The organism is Pseudomonas sp. CH61, assembly GCF_059429415.1.
Genome location: NZ_CM182098.1, coordinates 1,142,243 through 1,159,244, shown reverse-complemented (window position 1 = coordinate 1,159,244; position 17,002 = coordinate 1,142,243). Strand labels below are relative to the sequence as shown.

Below are 17,002 nucleotides of genomic sequence, written 5' to 3'. Positions count from 1 at the left end.
TCGTCTTCACGACTTGCAATACATCGGCCAAGTCCCTTGCGCTCCGGGCCTTTGAGCATGGTCTACGCTTATCTGGCAGCCGCCAATACCGGGCAAATAAAAGGCCCGCCGCAAGGCCGCCGACATCAAAGTGTCATCCAGCCCCCTTAAATTGGCTCAGGTATTGCTGACCTAGACCAACACACACCGCAATCGCAGCGTTGAACACGACCAAGGAGCTTCGGAATGAAACAGCTTTTCCTGGCAACACTGTTAGGCTCGACCATTGCAATGTGCACCTCCGCCATGGCGGCCGGCACCGATCTGAAAACCCTCGAAGCCGCTGCGAAAGCGGAAGGCGCCGTCAACAGCGTCGGCATGCCCGATGATTGGGCCAACTGGAAAGGCACCTGGGAAGACCTGGCCAAGACCTACGGCCTGAAACACATCGACACCGACATGAGTTCCGCCCAGGAAATCGCCAAGTTCGCCGCCGAGAAAGACAATGCCAGCGCCGACATCGGCGACGTCGGTGCCGCCTTCGGTCCGATCGCGGTCAAGCAAGGCGTGGTGCAACCGTACAAGCCAAGCACCTGGGATCAGGTTCCAGACTGGGCCAAGGACAAGGACGGCAACTGGGCACTGGCTTACACCGGCACCATCGCGTTTATCGTCAACAAGAAGCTGCTGCACGGCTCCGAAGTGCCGACCAAATGGGCTGACCTCAAGGGCGGCAAATACAAGGTCTCCATCGGTGACGTGAGCACCGCCGCACAAGCGGCCAACGGCGTACTGGCCGCAGCCCTGGCCAACGGTGGCGACGAGAAAAACATCAAGCCTGCCCTGCTGCTGTTCGCCGACATCGCCAAGCAAGGTCGCCTGTCGATGGCCAACCCGACCATCGCCACCATGGAAAAAGGCGAGATCGAAGTCGGTGTGGTTTGGGACTTCAACGGCCTCAGCTACAAAGCCAAGATGGCCAACCCGGATGACTACGTGGTGCTGATCCCGTCCGACGGTTCGGTGATTTCCGGCTACACCACCATCATCAACAAGTACGCGAAAAACCCGAACGCCGCCAAGCTGACCCGCGAATACATCTTCAGCGACGCCGGCCAGACCAACCTCGCTCGCGGCAACGCCCGCCCGATCCGCGCCGAACACCTGCAACTGCCGGAAGACGTGAAGGCCAAACTGCTGCCGAACGAGCAGTACAAAAAGGTCACTCCGATCAAAGACGCCGATGCGTGGGAAAAGACTTCCAAAGCCCTGCCACAGCAGTGGAACGAGGAAGTCATCGTCGAGATGAAGTAAACCGGCTGATCACCGATGCATGATCTGAAACAAATCCCCATGTAGGAGTGAGCCTGCTCGCGATAGCGGTAGTTCAGTCAACATTGTCGTTGAATGTTCAACAGCTATCGCGAGCAGGCTCACTCCTACAGGGGATCTCGGCTGAATCTGAAATTTCCTGTTTTCGCGGAGTTTTTGCCCCTATGAAGCACAACGTCATCCTTGTCGTGCTCGACGGCCTCAACTACGAGGTCGCGCGTCACGCCATGGGGCATCTGCAGGCTTATGTTGGCGCAGGACGCGCCGCGCTCTACCAGTTGGAGTGCGAACTGCCGGCCCTGTCCCGACCGCTTTATGAATGCATCCTCACCGGCGTACCGCCGATCGACAGCGGTATCGTCCACAACAACGTCTCGCGCCTGTCCAACCAGCGCAGCATTTATCACTACGCCCGCGATGCCGATTTGAAAACCGCGGCGGCGGCGTATCACTGGGTCAGCGAGCTGTACAACCGCTCGCCGTTCGTAGCCGCCCGCGACCGCCACACCGACAATCTGTCGCTGCCGATCCAGCACGGGCATTTCTACTGGAGCGATCACTACCCGGATTCGCACCTGTTCGCCGACGCGGAAAACCTGCGCCTGCGCCACGATCCGAACTTCCTGCTGATTCACCCGATGAACATCGACGACGCCGGGCACAAGCACGGCCTCGACTCTTCGCAATACCGCAACAGTGCGCGCTTCGCCGACATCATCCTCGCCGACTATCTGCAGAACTGGCTCGACGCTGGCTATCAGGTATTGGTAACTGCCGACCACGGAATGAACAACGATCGTTCGCACAACGGCCTGTTGCCGGAAGAGCGCCAAGTGCCACTGTTTGTCCTCGGTGACGCGTTCAGCCTCGACGCTGGCGCCGCACCCAAGCAGACGGAAATCTGCGGCACGGTCTGCGAACTGCTCGGCGTGCCCCACGACAAACCTGTGTGCCGGGAGTTGCTCAAGTGAACTCAATGACTCGCGGCAAATGGCTGGCAGCCCTGTGCGTGGTGCCCTTCGCGTTGTTCTTTATCGTCTTCGAAATCGCCCCGCTGACCTGGGTGATGATCAGCAGCCTGCAATCGGAAGAGTTCGGTTGGGGCTTCGCCAACTTCAGCAAAATCTTCAGCTCGAAATTTTACCTGCAGGCGATTCAGTACAGCCTGGAAATCAGTTTCTGGTCGAGTGTATTCGGCATCATCATCGCCGTACTCGGCGCGTATTCGCTACGCCGGGTCGACTCGAAACTGCGCAACTTTGTGAACGCTTTCGCCAACATGACCAGCAACTTCGCCGGTGTACCGCTGGCGTTCGCGTTCATCATCCTGCTCGGTTTCAACGGCAGTATCACCATCATGTTGAAGCAGTCCGGGATCATTCAGGATTTCAACCTGTACTCGAAAACCGGGCTGATCATCCTTTACACCTATTTCCAGATTCCGCTTGGCGTGCTGCTGCTCTACCCGGCCTTCGACGCCTTGCGTGAAGACTGGCGCGAGTCGGCCGCGTTGCTTGGCGCCAACGGCTGGCAGTTCTGGCGACACATCGGTTTGCCGGTGCTGACCCCGGCGTTGCTCGGCACCTTCGTGATCCTGCTGGCCAACGCCCTCGGCGCCTACGCCACGGTGTATGCACTGACGACGGGCAACTTCAACGTCCTGCCGATCCGTATTGCAGCGATGGTCTCCGGCGATATTTCCCTCGATCCGAATCTGGCCAGCGCTTTGGCCGTGGTGTTGGTGGCGTTGATGACCATCGTCACCGTCGTGCATCAACTGCTGTTGAAGAGGAGCTACCATGTCTCGCGCTGAATCCGGCCCGGCCGGCCTCTACCACCGCGTCGTGGTTTATCTGCTGTTCGCGATCCTCTTGCTACCACTCGTAGGCACGCTGGTTTATTCGATCGCCAGCAGTTGGTCAGCGACCATCCTGCCCAGCGGCTTCACCTTAAAGTGGTACATCCAGTTGTGGAGCGATCCGCGCTTTCTTCACGCGTTCGGTCAGTCTTTGCTGGTGTGCGTCGGCGCGCTGGTGCTGTCGGTGGTGCTGATCCTGCCGCTGCTGTTCGTGGTGCATTACCACTTCCCGAAACTCGATGCGCTGATGAACATCCTCATCCTGCTGCCCTTCGCGGTGCCGCCGGTGGTGTCGTCGGTGGGTCTGTTGCAGCTCTATGGTTCCGGGCCGATGGCGATGGTCGGCACGCCGTGGATTCTGATCGGTTGCTACTTCACCGTGGCCCTGCCGTTCATGTACCGGGCAATCACCAACAACCTGCAAGCGATCAACCTGCGCGACCTGATGGACGCCGCACAACTGCTCGGCGCCAGCACCTTTCAGGCAGCGTTTCTGGTGGTGCTGCCGAACCTGCGCAAAGGCCTGATGGTCGCCTTGCTGCTGTCGTTCTCGTTCCTGTTTGGTGAGTTCGTCTTCGCCAATATTCTGGTCGGCACTCGCTACGAAACCCTGCAGGTTTATCTGAACAACATGCGTAACAGCAGCGGCCACTTCACCAGTGCGCTGGTCATCTCGTATTTCTTTTTCGTGCTGGTCCTGACCTGGATCGCCAACATCTTGAACAAGGACAAAAGCGAATGAGCTATGTCAGCGTCCAACACCTGCAGAAAAGCTACGCCGGCACCACGGTGTTCAGCGACATCGACTGCGAAATCAACAAAGGCGAGTTCGTCACCCTGCTCGGCCCGTCCGGTTGCGGCAAGTCCACCCTGCTGCGTTGCATCGCCGGCCTGACGCCGGTGGATGGCGGAAAGATCCTGCTGGATGGCGTCGATATCGTGCCATTGAGTCCGCAGAAACGCGGGATCGGCATGGTGTTTCAGAGTTATGCGCTGTTCCCCAACATGACCGTCGAACAGAACGTCGCCTTCGGTTTGCGCATGCAGAAGGTCAATGCCGACGACAGCCATAAACGCGTTTCCGAGGTGTTGAAACTGGTTGAACTGAACGACTTCGCCAGTCGCTATCCGCATCAATTGTCCGGAGGCCAATGTCAGCGCGTGGCCCTCGCCCGCTCGCTGGTCACACGTCCGCGTTTGTTGCTGCTGGACGAGCCGCTGTCGGCACTGGATGCGCGCATTCGTAAGCACCTGCGTGAACAGATCCGCCAGATTCAGCGCGAACTCGGCCTGACGACGATTTTCGTCACCCACGATCAGGAAGAAGCGCTGACCATGTCAGATCGGATTTTCCTGATGAATCAGGGAAAAATCGTCCAGAGCGGCGACGCCGAAACCTTGTACACCGCGCCAGTCGATGTGTTCGCCGCCGGCTTCATCGGCAACTACAACCTGCTTGATGCCGACGACGCATCGAAGCTGTTGCAGCGCCCGATCAACCACCGCATCGCCATTCGCCCGGAAGCCATCGAACTGAGCCTGGAAGGCGAACTCGACGCGCAGATCCGCAGCCACAGCCTTCTTGGCAACGTCATCCGCTATCGCATCGAAGCGCGTGGCGTGGAACTGGTGGTGGATGTGCTTAACCGCTCGGCGGCCGATCTGCATCCCGACGGTCAGCGTCTGGCGCTTTCCATCGATCCGACGGCCCTGTGTAAGGTAGCCTGATGACTTTGCTGACGTTGAAGAGAGAACTGCACTGATGGCCCTGGCAATTTTTGATCTGGACGAAACCTTGATCCACGGCGACTGCGCCACCCTCTGGAGCGAGCAGATGGGGCGCCTCGCCTGGGTCGATCCCGAGTCGTTCATGCGCAAGAACAACGAACTGATGGACGCCTACAGCCATGGCAAATTGCGCATGGAAGACTACATGGAATTCAGCCTGGAGCCGTTGATCGGGCGTACGCCGGAAGAAGTCGAACACCTGGTCGGGCCATGGGTTGAAGACTTCATCGAACCGATCATCTTCAGCGACGCGACCAAAACCATCGCCGCCCACCGTAAGGCCGGCGACCGCATTCTGGTGATCTCGGCGTCGGGCACGCATCTGGTCAGACCGATTGCCGATCGATTGGGCATTGATGAAGTTCTGGGGATTGAACTGGAAGTCGCGCACGGCGTTTACAGCGGCCATACCGTCGGCACCCTGACCTACCGCGAAGGTAAAATCACTCGCTTGCTGGAATGGCTGGATGCTGAAGAAGAGAACCTGGAAGGTGCGAGTTTCTATTCCGACTCACGCAATGATCTGCCGTTGCTTTTGAAGGTAGATTTCCCGCACGTGGTCAATCCGGACCCGGTGCTGCTGGAGCACGCGGAAAAAGCCGGCTGGCCAATCCATCTCTGGAAATGACAAAGATTTAATCTGCAATTGCAGACAGGCTGACATCCCGAACCCGAGTTCGCCTCGAGGTGTCAGGTCGATGTAGCTTGACCGAACAACCCGGTCAGTCCCCTCTCCCTTTGGGAGAGGGTTAGGGTGAGGGGCTTTTTGCCTTGATCTCAGCTCAGACTTTCGTCGATCACCAATACCAATTTTCCAGAAACGGTATTACTCGCCAACTCGGCAAAAGCCGCTTCGGCATCCTTCACCGCAAACGCCTTGGCCAACTGCGGACTCAACCGCCCTTCAGCAAACAGCGGCCACACCTGCTGACCCAGATCACTCAACAGATCCGCCTTGAACTGATCGTCACGACTGCGCAACGTCGAGCCCAGCAGCTGCACACGCTTGGCCAACACCTGCGCCAGATCCAGCTTGGCCTCACGGCCGCCCATCAAACCGATCAACACCCAACGCCCGTCCAGCGCCGTCAGCTTGAGGTTCAGCGCCGAATAATTGCCGCCGACCGGATCGAGAATCACATTGAACGGCCCGAAATCACGCAGGCTCTCCAGATCATCGGTGCGCAGCACCCCGCCCTGCGCACCCAGCGCCTCACAGTAGGCCAAACGCTCGGACGAACCGACGCTGACCCAACACGGATTGCCGAACGCCTTGCACAACTGAATGGCGGCTGAACCGATTCCACTTGCGCCGGCGTGCAAGAGAACTTTCTCACCCGGTTTGAGCGCCGCAAGTTGAAACACATTCAGCCAGACTGTTGCATAAACCTCGGGCAATGCTGCCGCCTCGATCAGCGAGACGCCTTCGGGAACCGGCAGCACGTGCCGCCCGTCGACGACCACCTCTTCGGCCATGCCGCCCCCGGCCAGCAAGGCGCAAACCCGATCGCCGACCTGCCAGGCACTGCCCGCGCCGACCTCGCTGATCACCCCGGAGCACTCAAGACCGAGTACCTGGCTGGCCCCTGGTGGTGGCGGATAGAGCCCTGCTTTCTGTAATAAATCGGCGCGATTGAGGCCCGCTGCTGCCACTCGAATGCGGACTTGTCCTACATCGCACGTAGGACTCGGCTCTTCAACCCATGCCACTTGACCGTCAACGCCTTGCAATGCCTTCACAGTGCCTCCATAGTGAGTCTGGACTGAGCCCGAAGCTGTAGCGCCGGGCTTTTTGCATTATGCGACCGGCTCTCGTAGAACCGGCGACTTCAAAGACGGCCTAATATGCGTTATCAATTGTCCCCGCGTCGAATCAGCATGAAGCATTTGCTCCCCAGCACCGCCCTCGCTCTTTTCATCGGTATCGGTTTGTTGCCGGTGTCGGGCAATACATTCGCAGCCAACAGCTGGGACAAATTGCAGCCTGATCGCGATGAAGTCATCGCCAGCCTGAACGTCGTCGAGTTGCTCAAGCGTCACCACTACAGCAAGCCGCCGCTCGACGATGCGCGCTCGGTGATCATCTACGACAGCTACCTCAAGCTGCTGGATCCGTCGCGCAGCTACTTCATGGCCAGTGACATCAGCGAATTCGACAAGTGGAAGACCCAGTTCGACGATTTCCTCAAAAGCGGCGACCTCAACGCCGGGTTCACCATCTACAAGCGCTATCTGGACCGCGTCAAGTCGCGTCTGGACTTCGCCCTTGCCGAGCTGAACAAAGGCGTCGACAAGATGGACTTCACCACCAAGGAAACCTTGCTGATCGATCGCAAGGACGCCCCTTGGCTCAAATCCACCGCTGAACTCGACGACCTGTGGCGCAAACGCGTCAAGGACGAAGTGCTGCGGATGAAGATCGCCGGCAAAGAGCCGAAGCAGATCCAGGAAACCCTGACCAAGCGCTACAAGAACCAGTTGGCGCGCCTGGACCAGACCCGTCCGGAAGACATCTTCCAGGCGTACATCAACACCTTCGCCATGTCCTACGATCCGCACACCAACTATCTGTCGCCGGATAACGCGGAAAACTTCGACATCAACATGAGCCTGTCCCTCGAGGGCATCGGTGCCGTGTTGCAGAGCGACAACGACCAGGTGAAAGTCGTGCGTCTGGTGCCGGCGGGCCCGGCCGACAAGACCAAACAGGTCGCCCCGGCCGACAAGATCATCGGCGTTGCCCAAGGCAACAAGGAAATGGTCGACGTGGTCGGCTGGCGTCTCGACGAAGTGGTCAAACTGATCCGTGGCCCGAAAGGCACCGTGGTGCGTCTGGAAGTGATTCCGGCGAGCAATGCGCCGAACGACCAGACCACCAAGATCGTGCCGATCACCCGTGAAGCGGTGAAGCTCGAAGACCAGGCCGTGAAGAAGTCCGTGCTCAACCTGAAACAGGACGGCAAGGACTACAAACTCGGCGTGATCGAGATCCCGGCTTTCTATCTCGACTTCAAGGCTTTCCGTGCCGGTGATCCGGATTACAAGAGCACCACTCGCGACGTCAAGAAGCTGCTCACCGAGCTGCAGAAAGACAAAGTCGACGGCGTGGTCATCGACCTGCGCAACAACGGCGGCGGCTCCCTGCAGGAGGCCACCGAGCTGACCAGTCTGTTCATCGACAAAGGCCCGACCGTACTGGTGCGTAATGCCGATGGCCGTGTCGACGTACTCGAAGATGAAAACCCGGGCGCGTTCTACAAAGGCCCGATGGCGTTGCTGGTCAACCGCTTGTCCGCCTCGGCTTCGGAGATCTTCGCCGGTGCCATGCAGGACTACCACCGCGCACTGATCATCGGTGGCCAGACCTTCGGTAAAGGCACCGTGCAGACCATTCAGCCGCTGAACCATGGCGAACTGAAACTGACCCTGGCCAAGTTCTACCGGGTCTCTGGTCAGAGCACCCAGCATCAGGGCGTGTTGCCGGACATCGACTATCCGTCGCTGATCGACACCAAGGAAATTGGCGAGAGCGCACTGCCGGAAGCCATGCCGTGGGACACCATCCGCGCGGCAATCAAACCGGCGGCCGATCCGTTCAAACCGTTCCTGGCCCAGCTCAAGTCCGAACATGACACGCGCACCGCCAAGGATGCCGAGTTTGTGTTCATCCGTGACAAGCTGGCCCTGGCGCAGAAACTGATGGAAGAAAAAACCGTCAGCCTCAACGAAGCCGAGCGCCGTGCCCAGCACAACGACATCGACGCCAAGCAACTGACGATGGAAAACATCCGTCGCAAAGCCAAAGGCGAAGAACCGCTCAAAGAGCTGAAGAAAGAAGACGAAGACGCCCTTGCGGCTGCCGATCCGGACAAGGTCAAACCAGAAGACGATGCCTACCTGAGCGAAACCGGGCGCGTGCTGCTGGATTACCTGAAGCTGAGCAATCAGGTGGCCAAGAAGTAAGGTGATGGCAATTTAATGCTGACGATCCCCGGATCGTCATCAAACAGTCATCATTCTGTCGTGCAATAAAGGACTGGGAGCAACTCTCTTCATCGAGAGCGCTCCCAGTCCTTTTTTTATCGCCAGAGATTGCCATGACCACGACCGAACAGCTGAGTGCCTTGAGCTCGATCCTGACTCAAAGCGGTTTACACAGCCTGTTCCAACCGATCATCTCTCTCTCGGAACGGCGCATTCTCGGCTACGAAGCCCTCACGCGCGGCCCTTCCAACAGTCCTCTCCACTCGCCGATCGCGCTGTTCGCCGTGGCACGTCAGGCCGGGCGTTTGAGCGAACTGGAGATCGCCTGCCGCCAGAGCGCTTGCCGTCGCTTCAACGAGCAGCAACTGCCGGGCAAACTGTTTCTTAACGTCTCGCCGGAATCCTTGCTGGAAGCCGCCCATCAACCGGGGCGCACGTTGCAGCTGCTGCAGGATTTCGGCATTCCGCCGAGTCAGGTGGTCATCGAGCTGACCGAACAGACACCCATCGACGATTTCCAGTTGCTGCAAACGGCCCTGCATTACTATCGGGCGATGGGGTTTTCCATTGCGCTGGATGATCTCGGTGCCGGCTACTCAAGCCTGCGTCTGTGGTCAGAACTGCGCCCGGACTACGTGAAGATCGATCGCCACTTCATCGATGGCATTCATCAGGACGCGCTGAAGCGCGAGTTCGTCGGCTCGATCCTGCAAATCGCCAAAGCCTCACGCGCACAAGTCATTGCCGAAGGCATCGAGTTGCCGGAAGAACTCGCAGTGCTGACTGAAATGGGCGTTGATCTGGTGCAGGGCTACCTGCTCGGCCGCCCCCAAGAACACCCACCACGCGATGCACGCGCCTTGATGCCCAAACACGACAGCAGCAGCGTTGCGCTGAACGACGAAGGCAGCGACCTCAGCGCCCTGCTCAACGACCAACCGGCCGTGCGTCGCGACACACCAACCGCCACCGTACTGGAAGCCTTCCGCCGCCAGGCCAATCTCAACTCACTGGCAGTACTCGACGAACAAGGCCAACCCTGCGGCATCGTCCACCGCCACTCGTTATCGGATGCCCTGCTCAAACCGTTCGCCACCGACCTGTTCGCGCGCAAACCGATCAGCCGCCTGATGAACGACGATTTCCTCGCCGTGGAAATGAGCCAGTCGCTGCAACAGGTCAGCCGCCTGATCACCAGCCGCGCCCGCCAACGCATCGAAGAAGACTTCATCATCACCCTCAACGGCAGCTACCTGGGTCTTGGCCGGGTGATCGACGTGCTTAAACTAATCACCGAGCTGAAAATTCAACAGGCTCGTTATGCCAACCCGCTGACCTTGCTGCCGGGTAATGTGCCGATTCAGCAATGTCTGACTCGCCTGCTGCAACAAGGCCGCGAGTCAGTCATCTGCTATGTCGACATCGATAGCTTTAAACCCTTCAATGATATCTACGGCTACGGGCGCGGCGATGAAGTTCTGCTGTGTTTGGCGCAATGCCTCAACGAGCGGGTGGACCCGACCCGTGACTTCGTTGGCCATATCGGCGGTGACGACTTCCTGCTCGTCCTAGGCCCGGAAGACTGGCGCAAAAGACTTAATCAGTTGCTTGATGACTTCCAGAGTCAGTGCCGGCGCTTCTACCGGCCTGAACACCTTGAGGCGGGATGTTTTATTGCGCCGAATCGCCAAGGGGTGCGGCAGGAGTTTCCGTTGTTGTCGCTGTCCATTGGAGTGGTGCACCTACACCCCGAGGCCTGCGCACAACTCGACGCCAGTCAACTCGCGGAAATGGCTTCCCAGGCGAAGCATCATGCGAAGAATGTTCCGGGGTATAGCGTGCATGTGATTGATAGTCTCACCGCTCCAGACCTCCACCCATCGCAACTAATCGGACAACGTTGATTCCCCCCAAACACACAGATCCCTGTGCGAACAGGCTTGCTCGCGAAGGGGTCAGTAAAGTCACTCTAGGTTCTGCTTCTAATGCCGGCTACCACGTTGAGTAGTCTTCCTGACTGGCTAGATATAAATCATCAACCCAGACTTCGGACAGGATAGAGTATATATGTTCAAAAAAACTCTTCGGATCTTTCATTTCGTTCCAACCAAATGGAAGCAACGAATGAGAAAAAGGATCATGTTTAAAAACTTCAGCAAGATCACTTATTTCGCCATTCAGAGCCTCACCCAACACGAAAAACAAGACAAACTTGTGCCGATAAGTCAAACCAGAAAATCTTTTCACAATAAACTTATATATCAAACTCACTCGATCCGCAGGACACTCAGGATCGTACTCCGCCAACTCCGAGCCCAGCGTCTCCTCGCGATCGTATATATCGAACCCACCAAGAAAGTGTTTCAGCTGGGGATTATATGGGACATCAAGATAGGGATGCATCAACATCAAACATTCTCCACCGGATACAGGGCGATAGGGCTCAACGTTTCAAAGTCAAACTTCATTTCAAACCCATTCATTTTTTCAATGAAGCGAGGCTCTAATGGGTCTAATGGATTAGGTTCATATCCTCGCCCGACATTTTCGGCAGCCATTCTCACAACCAAATTACCCATTCTGTCCTCACCCGTAAATCGCGACATCTTGCTTGCCTCTCTTGTCATCGCTTTGTTATAAGCATTCAACTGTGCTCGATGACTTGCAAACTGTGAACTGTATACGCCTCTAAACATTTTCCGTCACTACTCCACCACAACAGCATAATTTACTAAACTCATTTACCACGTCGCTTGATCTTCCAAACTTGCCTTACTCAAATCCGCGGCCCATTCAACCATGGCTAGCCGATATATATCTTCAAAAAAAACCCTTGAATTATCCATCTCATCCCAACCATCCGGAAATGATGAATAGGCTTCAGGGTCGTATTGGAAAAGTGATTGAAAGTCGTAGTCTTCTTCTAGCAACGCAAGCTTCAAACATTCTACAAGTAAGAATTTTTGCCGATACGAGCGCTTCATAGGCATGCAATACTTTAAAATAAGCCTTTCCCTATCTACTGCAGCATTCGGATTATATTTTTCAAGCTCCTCACCCAAGGTTTCCTCCCGATCATAAACATCAAAACAGCACAAAAAATATGCGGGACTAGGTAGATATGGCTTCGACGTTTCAGGATCAATTAACATAAATCACTCAGTCGGATAAAGAGTAAATGGCACTTCTGTAATTGGATCGAATTTCATTTCGAACCCACCCATATTGGTAACTAATCTAGGATTTTCTTTATCCCTTCTATTTGGCTTGTAACCTTCCCCAGCGTCAGGAAGCCTCATCTTTACAACGTTGGCGCCCTGATTATCCTGGCCGGTGTAACGAGGAAGCCCGTGTTCAACCCTGGTTGTTGCGAGGACATAGGCTTCAAGCATTATTTCCCAACTGTAAAATCTTGAGCTCGGATTGCCTATACCAGCATTTCGACCTCTTCTTTGTTGACCCGTGATAGGGTCCGTTCCATCAATAGCTCTTTGTTTAAATTTTTCATCTGTTAACTCGGGGTCATGCTTGCCAACCATATGCATCCCCTGACTGTTGTTTAGCCTCACAATCTCTCTCTTCGCAGCTTCACTCGCGCTTAATTTTGGCGTCGGCAGCGCTGGCTCCCCCTCATCTACCTTAGCCCCACCAACCCCACCCGGCACCTCACACCCAGGCTTATTCGGCGGCGGGCAGTTGGAGCTCAACCCCAACGGATCCACCCACCCCGTCGGATTCGGCACGTACTGGTACTGATTCAAGCCACCGGCCAACTTGATCGGATCCGGCGTCAAATACCGTCCCAACCGCGGGTCGTAATACCGATGCCGGTTGTAATGCAGGCCGCTTTCCGCATCGAAGTACTGCCCTTGAAAGCGCAGCGGCTGGTTCAGGTAGTCCTCGCCGGCGAGGGTCAGTGCGGCGACTTTGCCGTAGGCGTCGTATCGCGCGGACCAGACGATGTCGCCGCTGTAGTCGGTCAGCTCCTGCGGGGTGCCGAGGTGGTCGAGTTGGTAGTAGAACGGGCAGGCTTTTTTCGGGCCTTTGCCGTCGAGCAGCGCGAGGGGGCGGAAGGTGCCGGGTTCGTAGACGTAGCTGCGGTATTCGCTTTCGCTGCTTTCGGCGATGAGGTGATCGCCTTGCCAGAAGAATTCGGTGGTGGCGTCACCGACGGTTTTGCTGATGCGTCGGCCGAAGGCGTCGTACTTGTAAGACGCGGTCTGGCCGTCGGGGCGGGTCAGGCCGATCAGGCGGTGCTGGCTGTCGTAGCGGTATTCGGTGACGAGTGTCTGCGCGCGGCCACGGCGTTCGCGGATCAGGTTGCCGAAGGCGTCGTAGTCGTAATGACGATCGCCCTGCATCAGCAGGCGATTGCCCTTGATCTGGCTCGGGCCGGGACGGTCCTGCATCAGCAGGTTGCCGGCCGGGTCGTGGGCGAAGCTTTCCGGCAGTTCGTCGCGTGAGTGGCGTACGCGGATCAGGCGGTCGAGGGCGTCGTAGCCGTAGGTGCGTTGACCGTGGCGGCTGTCGGCGATGTGCGCGAGATTGCCGTTGGCGCTGTAGGCATAATCGCGGCGGTACAGCGAATCGCGTTGATGACCTACGGCGTGGGCGAGTAATCGTCCCTGATCGTCGTAGGAGTATTCGCTGAGCAGCAGGCCCTGCTGACGTTGCCGTTCGCGCCCGGACTGGTAGACGTGACGGGTCAGCGGCGCGCCGTTGAGGTCGATGTCGGTCAGCGCGCCGCCCTTGGCGTGGCGGTAGTCGAGCACGCTGTTGTCCGGCAGGCGCATGCGCTTGAGCTGGCCGCAGGCGTCGTAGCGGTAACGCAGGGTGCCCCAGCCCTGATGCTCGGTGATCAACCGGTCCTGACGGTCGTACTCGAAGGCCAGTGGGTGTTGCTGGCCGTCGTCGACGCCAATCAAACGGCCGAGACGGTCGTATTGGTAGGTGACCTTGAGGCCGTCGGGCAGGGTCTTGATCAGCAGACGCCCGGCAGCATCGCGCTCATACGCAGTGAGCAAACAAGAGCCGTCATCACCGAACTCGGTCTTTTCCAGCAGATGGCCGTTGAGGTCATAGGCATACGCCGTGCGCCGGCCATCAAAACCGCTTTCCTGACGAATCAGCCCGGTCGGCGTGTAATCGAGCCGGTATTTTTCCCCGGACTCGTTTTCGATCTCGGTGAGCAGCAGTTGCGCATGGTCGTAGCGGTACTGCACCCGCGTGCCGTCGGGGTTGATCCGCCGCGAGACCAAGTGCAGGTCATCGTCGTATTCGTAGCGGGTGATGCGCCCGAGTTCATCGCGCTCGGCAGTGACCTGACCGTAGGCGCCATAGCTGTAGGCGCGAGTGCTGCCGGTAGGAAAAGTCGTCTGAATCAGTCGGCCAACGGCGTCCCAATGCTGACGGGTGACTGCACCGTGTTCGTCGGCGGTGGTGGTCCGCCGACCCAGTGCGTCGTAGGAAAAACGCCGCACGCCACCGTCGGGCAGCGTTTCTTCGGTCAACTGGCCGAGGGCATTCCAGACCAGCCGATGCCGGCTGCTGTCCGGGTAGCGGATCGACAGCAACTGACCCCGGGTGTCGTAGTAGTAATGGGTGACCTGACCATCGGGGTCGACCGCTTCGGTGACATCGCCCTCGACATTGCGCCGGTAGATCCACACCGCGTCACCGCGAGAGCGTTTGTGCAGGAAACCGTTGCGATACTCGTAGGACGTGGGCGCCTCATCCGGGGGAATCAGCGCAATCAGCCGTCCGACCTCGTCGTAGCGGTATTCGGTGACGGCACCCAACGCATCCTGCTCGGCAATCAAGCGCCCCGAGGAGTCATAGGCCTTGAGCTGTTCACCACCGTCGGCCTCGACCTTGCGCACCAGCCGCGCACGCTCGTCGTGGACGTACGTTTCTTCGGTGCCGTCGACGTAATGCACCGCCACGCTGCCGTCGTCATTCCAGACGTAGCGCGTGTCCATCTGCGAGAACGAGGCCCAGTGACGCACGCAACGCACGGATTTCCCCGACCGCTCCCACTCCCAGAAAAAACTCGCGCCGCCGGCCAGTTGCCGCTGCAGGATCACGTGGGCGTCGTCGTAGTCGTAACGCTCGCTGTCACCGACGGCGTTGCTCGCTTCGATCAGGTGCTGATAGGCGTCGTAGCGATAACTGACCAGCGCTTGCTCGGTACTCCAGGCGCCGTCGCGAAACACCTGATAATCCACGCCGAGCAACTGCGCACGGTCATAGCGCAACAGCAGCGAGCGCCCGGCGCCGTTATCCAGGCGTTGCACCCGGTCAGAGCGATCGCGCTGCACCGTCAGACGATTGCCATAGGCATCGCTGATCGCCGTCAGCCGTCCTGCGCGAAAGTGATAGAACCGCGCCGTTTCCCCGGCCAGCGCGAGGATCAGTTCCTCCGGTTCATCACCCAGGAAAATCGCCGCCCGCGACAGGCTGTTGTGAATCGCCGGCCGTTCAATACTCGGCAACGGAAACCGCGTACGGCGGTTTTCGTGATCGACCCAGACCACAAAGTCGCCTTCAAAGACCAGCCGATGCGCCAGCGAATGACTCCAGCCAAACCCGAGCCCGTCATCAATCTCGACGGCGCTCGAGCGATACAACCGCGTGAACTCAAACGGCAACACGCCATCGAGCAGCGCATCGTTCAGGGTCAGCAGTTCTTCACCGGTGACCATCGACACCGGACAACCGTTGGTGCAGGTACGCGGCACACAATCAGCGCTGTCGCCGTTGGGGTTTTTCGCCTGATCCGGCGAGTCGTCGTGATGTTCGTCTTTCTTCAACAAGGTGTTGCGCTGCGCATTCCAGCGCAATTGCATCCGGCCCTTTTTCACACCCGCCGCGATTCCGCGGGCGGCAACGGCTTTGTATTGATCGACGTATTTGATGAACCCTTCGACGATGCCGAACATCGCCTTCACCAAACGCTTCACCGCCGACAGCAACTGCACGGCGCGATCCGCCAGACGCAGCGTCAGATAAGCGATGCCTGCGCCACCACTGACGAACGTCAAGACGACGCTGATCAGCACATCGATGAGCAACTGCACCATCATCATCGATGCCGCTTCAGCGGTTTTACCGGCGACCTCACTGGGTGGCAGCATCTCCAGCCAAAGGCTGGCCGTGCGCAGCAATAAACACAGTGCAGCTTCGTCACTGACCAGCAATTGAAGCTTTTCCATGACGTCGGGGGCGGTCGCCGCCAGCGCCATCAACTGCGTGGCGCCCTCACCCAGCCGCTCGGCGAACGCTCCGGGATCCTTGAGAATGTCCGACAGCAGGCCAATGCTGTCCCACACCCCCTCGATCGCCGCCCAGCTCCCGGCGAGCATGCCGTTGCCCGCCGCCGTCGCCACCGACTGCGACCACTGCGGTTTGAAACCCTGCCACTCACTGCGCAGCCAGCCATCCAGCTCAGCGGTCAGACCGTCATAGGCTTTGAAAAGATCCTCGACCTGACTCTCAGTGACATCGCTGTGCACCAGCACCCGATAGAACTTTCCAGGTACTCCTTTGAAAGAGCCCTTGCCTTGCGCATCAAGGGTGATGGGGGTGGTTTCACCACCATCCATGGCGATCACATCGACCACGATGTTGCCCAGCGCAATGTCGTATACCGATTCAAACTTGCTCTCGATCTCCATCACCCCGCCCTTCGGGCACTGGACGACGCCGGAGAAAAACTCGTTGTCGGTGCTGCTGACGACAGTGCTATCGGAGCCGAAGCGAATGATCCGCTCCATACCCATCAGTGACGGCAGATCTGCGGCGTGGCTGACCTTGTCCGCCGCTCGACTGGCCCAATGCCTGAGCTGTTCACGGTAAATACTGAGGGTGGCGGGAAAGCTGTCGAGTGCTTGCTCGATGCGGGTGACGGCTTCCATCAGCGCACGCGGGTGTGCGAAGTGGACTGAATAAGCGGATCAAACATGAGCGTTCCCTCGCGCAAAAAATTAGGCGCGGGAACTGTGCGGGGGATCAATCAGGAAAGAAGTCAGGCAAGTAGGCGATGACTGTAGGACTTGTCTGTAA

The 17,002-nt window shown here is 58.0% G+C and carries 13 protein-coding genes; 8 read left to right on the top strand and 5 right to left on the bottom strand.

The window, feature by feature from the left end; translation table 11 throughout:
- Window positions 1-225 precede the first annotated feature (225 nt).
- From AC5SEM_RS05290 to AC5SEM_RS05265, 6 genes are all read left to right on the top strand, one after another.
- Window positions 226-1,293 carry an ABC transporter substrate-binding protein gene (locus AC5SEM_RS05290; protein ID WP_077571761.1) on the top strand — a complete coding sequence of 356 codons (1,068 nt, stop codon included), beginning with the start codon at window positions 226-228 and terminating at the stop codon, window positions 1,291-1,293.
- A gap of 182 nt (window positions 1,294-1,475) precedes the next feature.
- Window positions 1,476-2,282, top strand: coding sequence for an alkaline phosphatase family protein (locus tag AC5SEM_RS05285; RefSeq protein WP_495472321.1), 807 nt, complete (start codon window positions 1,476-1,478; stop codon window positions 2,280-2,282).
- Between the two features lie 5 nt (window positions 2,283-2,287).
- Window positions 2,288-3,124, top strand: a complete 837-nt coding sequence (locus AC5SEM_RS05280) for an ABC transporter permease (protein ID WP_495473443.1) — start codon at window positions 2,288-2,290, stop codon at window positions 3,122-3,124.
- A complete protein-coding gene (locus AC5SEM_RS05275) occupies window positions 3,111-3,911 on the top strand; it encodes an ABC transporter permease (RefSeq protein ID WP_116032916.1) in 801 nt (266 codons plus the stop codon). The genes AC5SEM_RS05280 and AC5SEM_RS05275 overlap by 14 nt, the downstream gene beginning before the upstream one ends.
- The gene (locus tag AC5SEM_RS05270) at window positions 3,908-4,897 is read left to right on the top strand and encodes an ABC transporter ATP-binding protein (protein WP_495472320.1); all 990 of its coding nucleotides are present in this window, start codon (window positions 3,908-3,910) and stop codon (window positions 4,895-4,897) included. The genes AC5SEM_RS05275 and AC5SEM_RS05270 overlap by 4 nt, the downstream gene beginning before the upstream one ends.
- A gap of 34 nt (window positions 4,898-4,931) precedes the next feature.
- A complete protein-coding gene (locus tag AC5SEM_RS05265; protein ID WP_495472319.1) occupies window positions 4,932-5,585 on the top strand; it encodes an HAD family hydrolase in 654 nt (217 codons plus the stop codon).
- Between the two features lie 149 nt (window positions 5,586-5,734).
- Here AC5SEM_RS05265 and AC5SEM_RS05260 read toward each other — a convergent pair whose 3' ends face one another.
- Window positions 5,735-6,697 carry a zinc-binding dehydrogenase gene (locus AC5SEM_RS05260; RefSeq protein ID WP_495472318.1) on the bottom strand — a complete coding sequence of 321 codons (963 nt, stop codon included), beginning with the start codon at window positions 6,695-6,697 and terminating at the stop codon, window positions 5,735-5,737.
- A gap of 138 nt (window positions 6,698-6,835) precedes the next feature.
- On the opposite strand from AC5SEM_RS05260, the gene AC5SEM_RS05255 reads away from it, so the two are divergent.
- A complete protein-coding gene (locus AC5SEM_RS05255) occupies window positions 6,836-8,920 on the top strand; it encodes a carboxy terminal-processing peptidase (protein WP_161986601.1) in 2,085 nt (694 codons plus the stop codon).
- A gap of 134 nt (window positions 8,921-9,054) precedes the next feature.
- Window positions 9,055-10,845 (top strand): bifunctional diguanylate cyclase/phosphodiesterase, encoded by a 1,791-nt coding sequence (locus tag AC5SEM_RS05250; protein ID WP_495472317.1) that lies wholly within the window; start codon window positions 9,055-9,057, stop codon window positions 10,843-10,845.
- A gap of 88 nt (window positions 10,846-10,933) precedes the next feature.
- Here AC5SEM_RS05250 and AC5SEM_RS05245 read toward each other — a convergent pair whose 3' ends face one another.
- The 4 genes from AC5SEM_RS05245 to AC5SEM_RS05230 form a co-directional block, all read right to left on the bottom strand.
- A complete protein-coding gene (locus AC5SEM_RS05245) occupies window positions 10,934-11,350 on the bottom strand; it encodes a hypothetical protein (protein ID WP_495472316.1) in 417 nt (138 codons plus the stop codon).
- Window positions 11,350-11,589, bottom strand: coding sequence for a hypothetical protein (locus AC5SEM_RS05240; protein ID WP_495472315.1), 240 nt, complete (start codon window positions 11,587-11,589; stop codon window positions 11,350-11,352). Before AC5SEM_RS05240 ends, AC5SEM_RS05245 begins: the two co-directional genes overlap by 1 nt.
- Window positions 11,590-11,682: 93 nt before the next feature.
- Complete coding sequence (locus AC5SEM_RS05235; protein ID WP_212622641.1) at window positions 11,683-12,093, bottom strand: hypothetical protein; 411 nt, start codon at window positions 12,091-12,093, stop codon at window positions 11,683-11,685.
- A 3-nt stretch (window positions 12,094-12,096) separates the two neighbouring features.
- Window positions 12,097-16,854, bottom strand: a complete 4,758-nt coding sequence (locus AC5SEM_RS05230) for an RHS repeat-associated core domain-containing protein (RefSeq protein WP_495472314.1) — start codon at window positions 16,852-16,854, stop codon at window positions 12,097-12,099.
- Window positions 16,855-17,002 lie beyond the last annotated feature (148 nt).

Bases quoted from the DNA above. Each gene is read 5' to 3' on its own strand.
- AC5SEM_RS05290 (WP_077571761.1), top strand. From the start codon at position 226: ATGAAACAGCTTTTCCTGGCAACACTGTTAGGCTCGACCATTGCAATG.
- AC5SEM_RS05285 (WP_495472321.1), top strand. From the start codon at position 1,476: ATGAAGCACAACGTCATCCTTGTCGTGCTCGACGGCCTCAACTACGAG.
- AC5SEM_RS05280 (WP_495473443.1), top strand. From the start codon at position 2,288: ATGACTCGCGGCAAATGGCTGGCAGCCCTGTGCGTGGTGCCCTTCGCG.
- AC5SEM_RS05275 (WP_116032916.1), top strand. From the start codon at position 3,111: ATGTCTCGCGCTGAATCCGGCCCGGCCGGCCTCTACCACCGCGTCGTG.
- AC5SEM_RS05270 (WP_495472320.1), top strand. From the start codon at position 3,908: ATGAGCTATGTCAGCGTCCAACACCTGCAGAAAAGCTACGCCGGCACC.
- AC5SEM_RS05265 (WP_495472319.1), top strand. From the start codon at position 4,932: ATGGCCCTGGCAATTTTTGATCTGGACGAAACCTTGATCCACGGCGAC.
- AC5SEM_RS05255 (WP_161986601.1), top strand. From the start codon at position 6,836: ATGAAGCATTTGCTCCCCAGCACCGCCCTCGCTCTTTTCATCGGTATC.
- AC5SEM_RS05250 (WP_495472317.1), top strand. From the start codon at position 9,055: ATGACCACGACCGAACAGCTGAGTGCCTTGAGCTCGATCCTGACTCAA.
- AC5SEM_RS05245 (WP_495472316.1), bottom strand. From the start codon at position 11,350: ATGTTGATGCATCCCTATCTTGATGTCCCATATAATCCCCAGCTGAAA.
- AC5SEM_RS05235 (WP_212622641.1), bottom strand. From the start codon at position 12,093: ATGTTAATTGATCCTGAAACGTCGAAGCCATATCTACCTAGTCCCGCA.
- AC5SEM_RS05230 (WP_495472314.1), bottom strand. From the start codon at position 16,854: ATGGAAGCCGTCACCCGCATCGAGCAAGCACTCGACAGCTTTCCCGCC.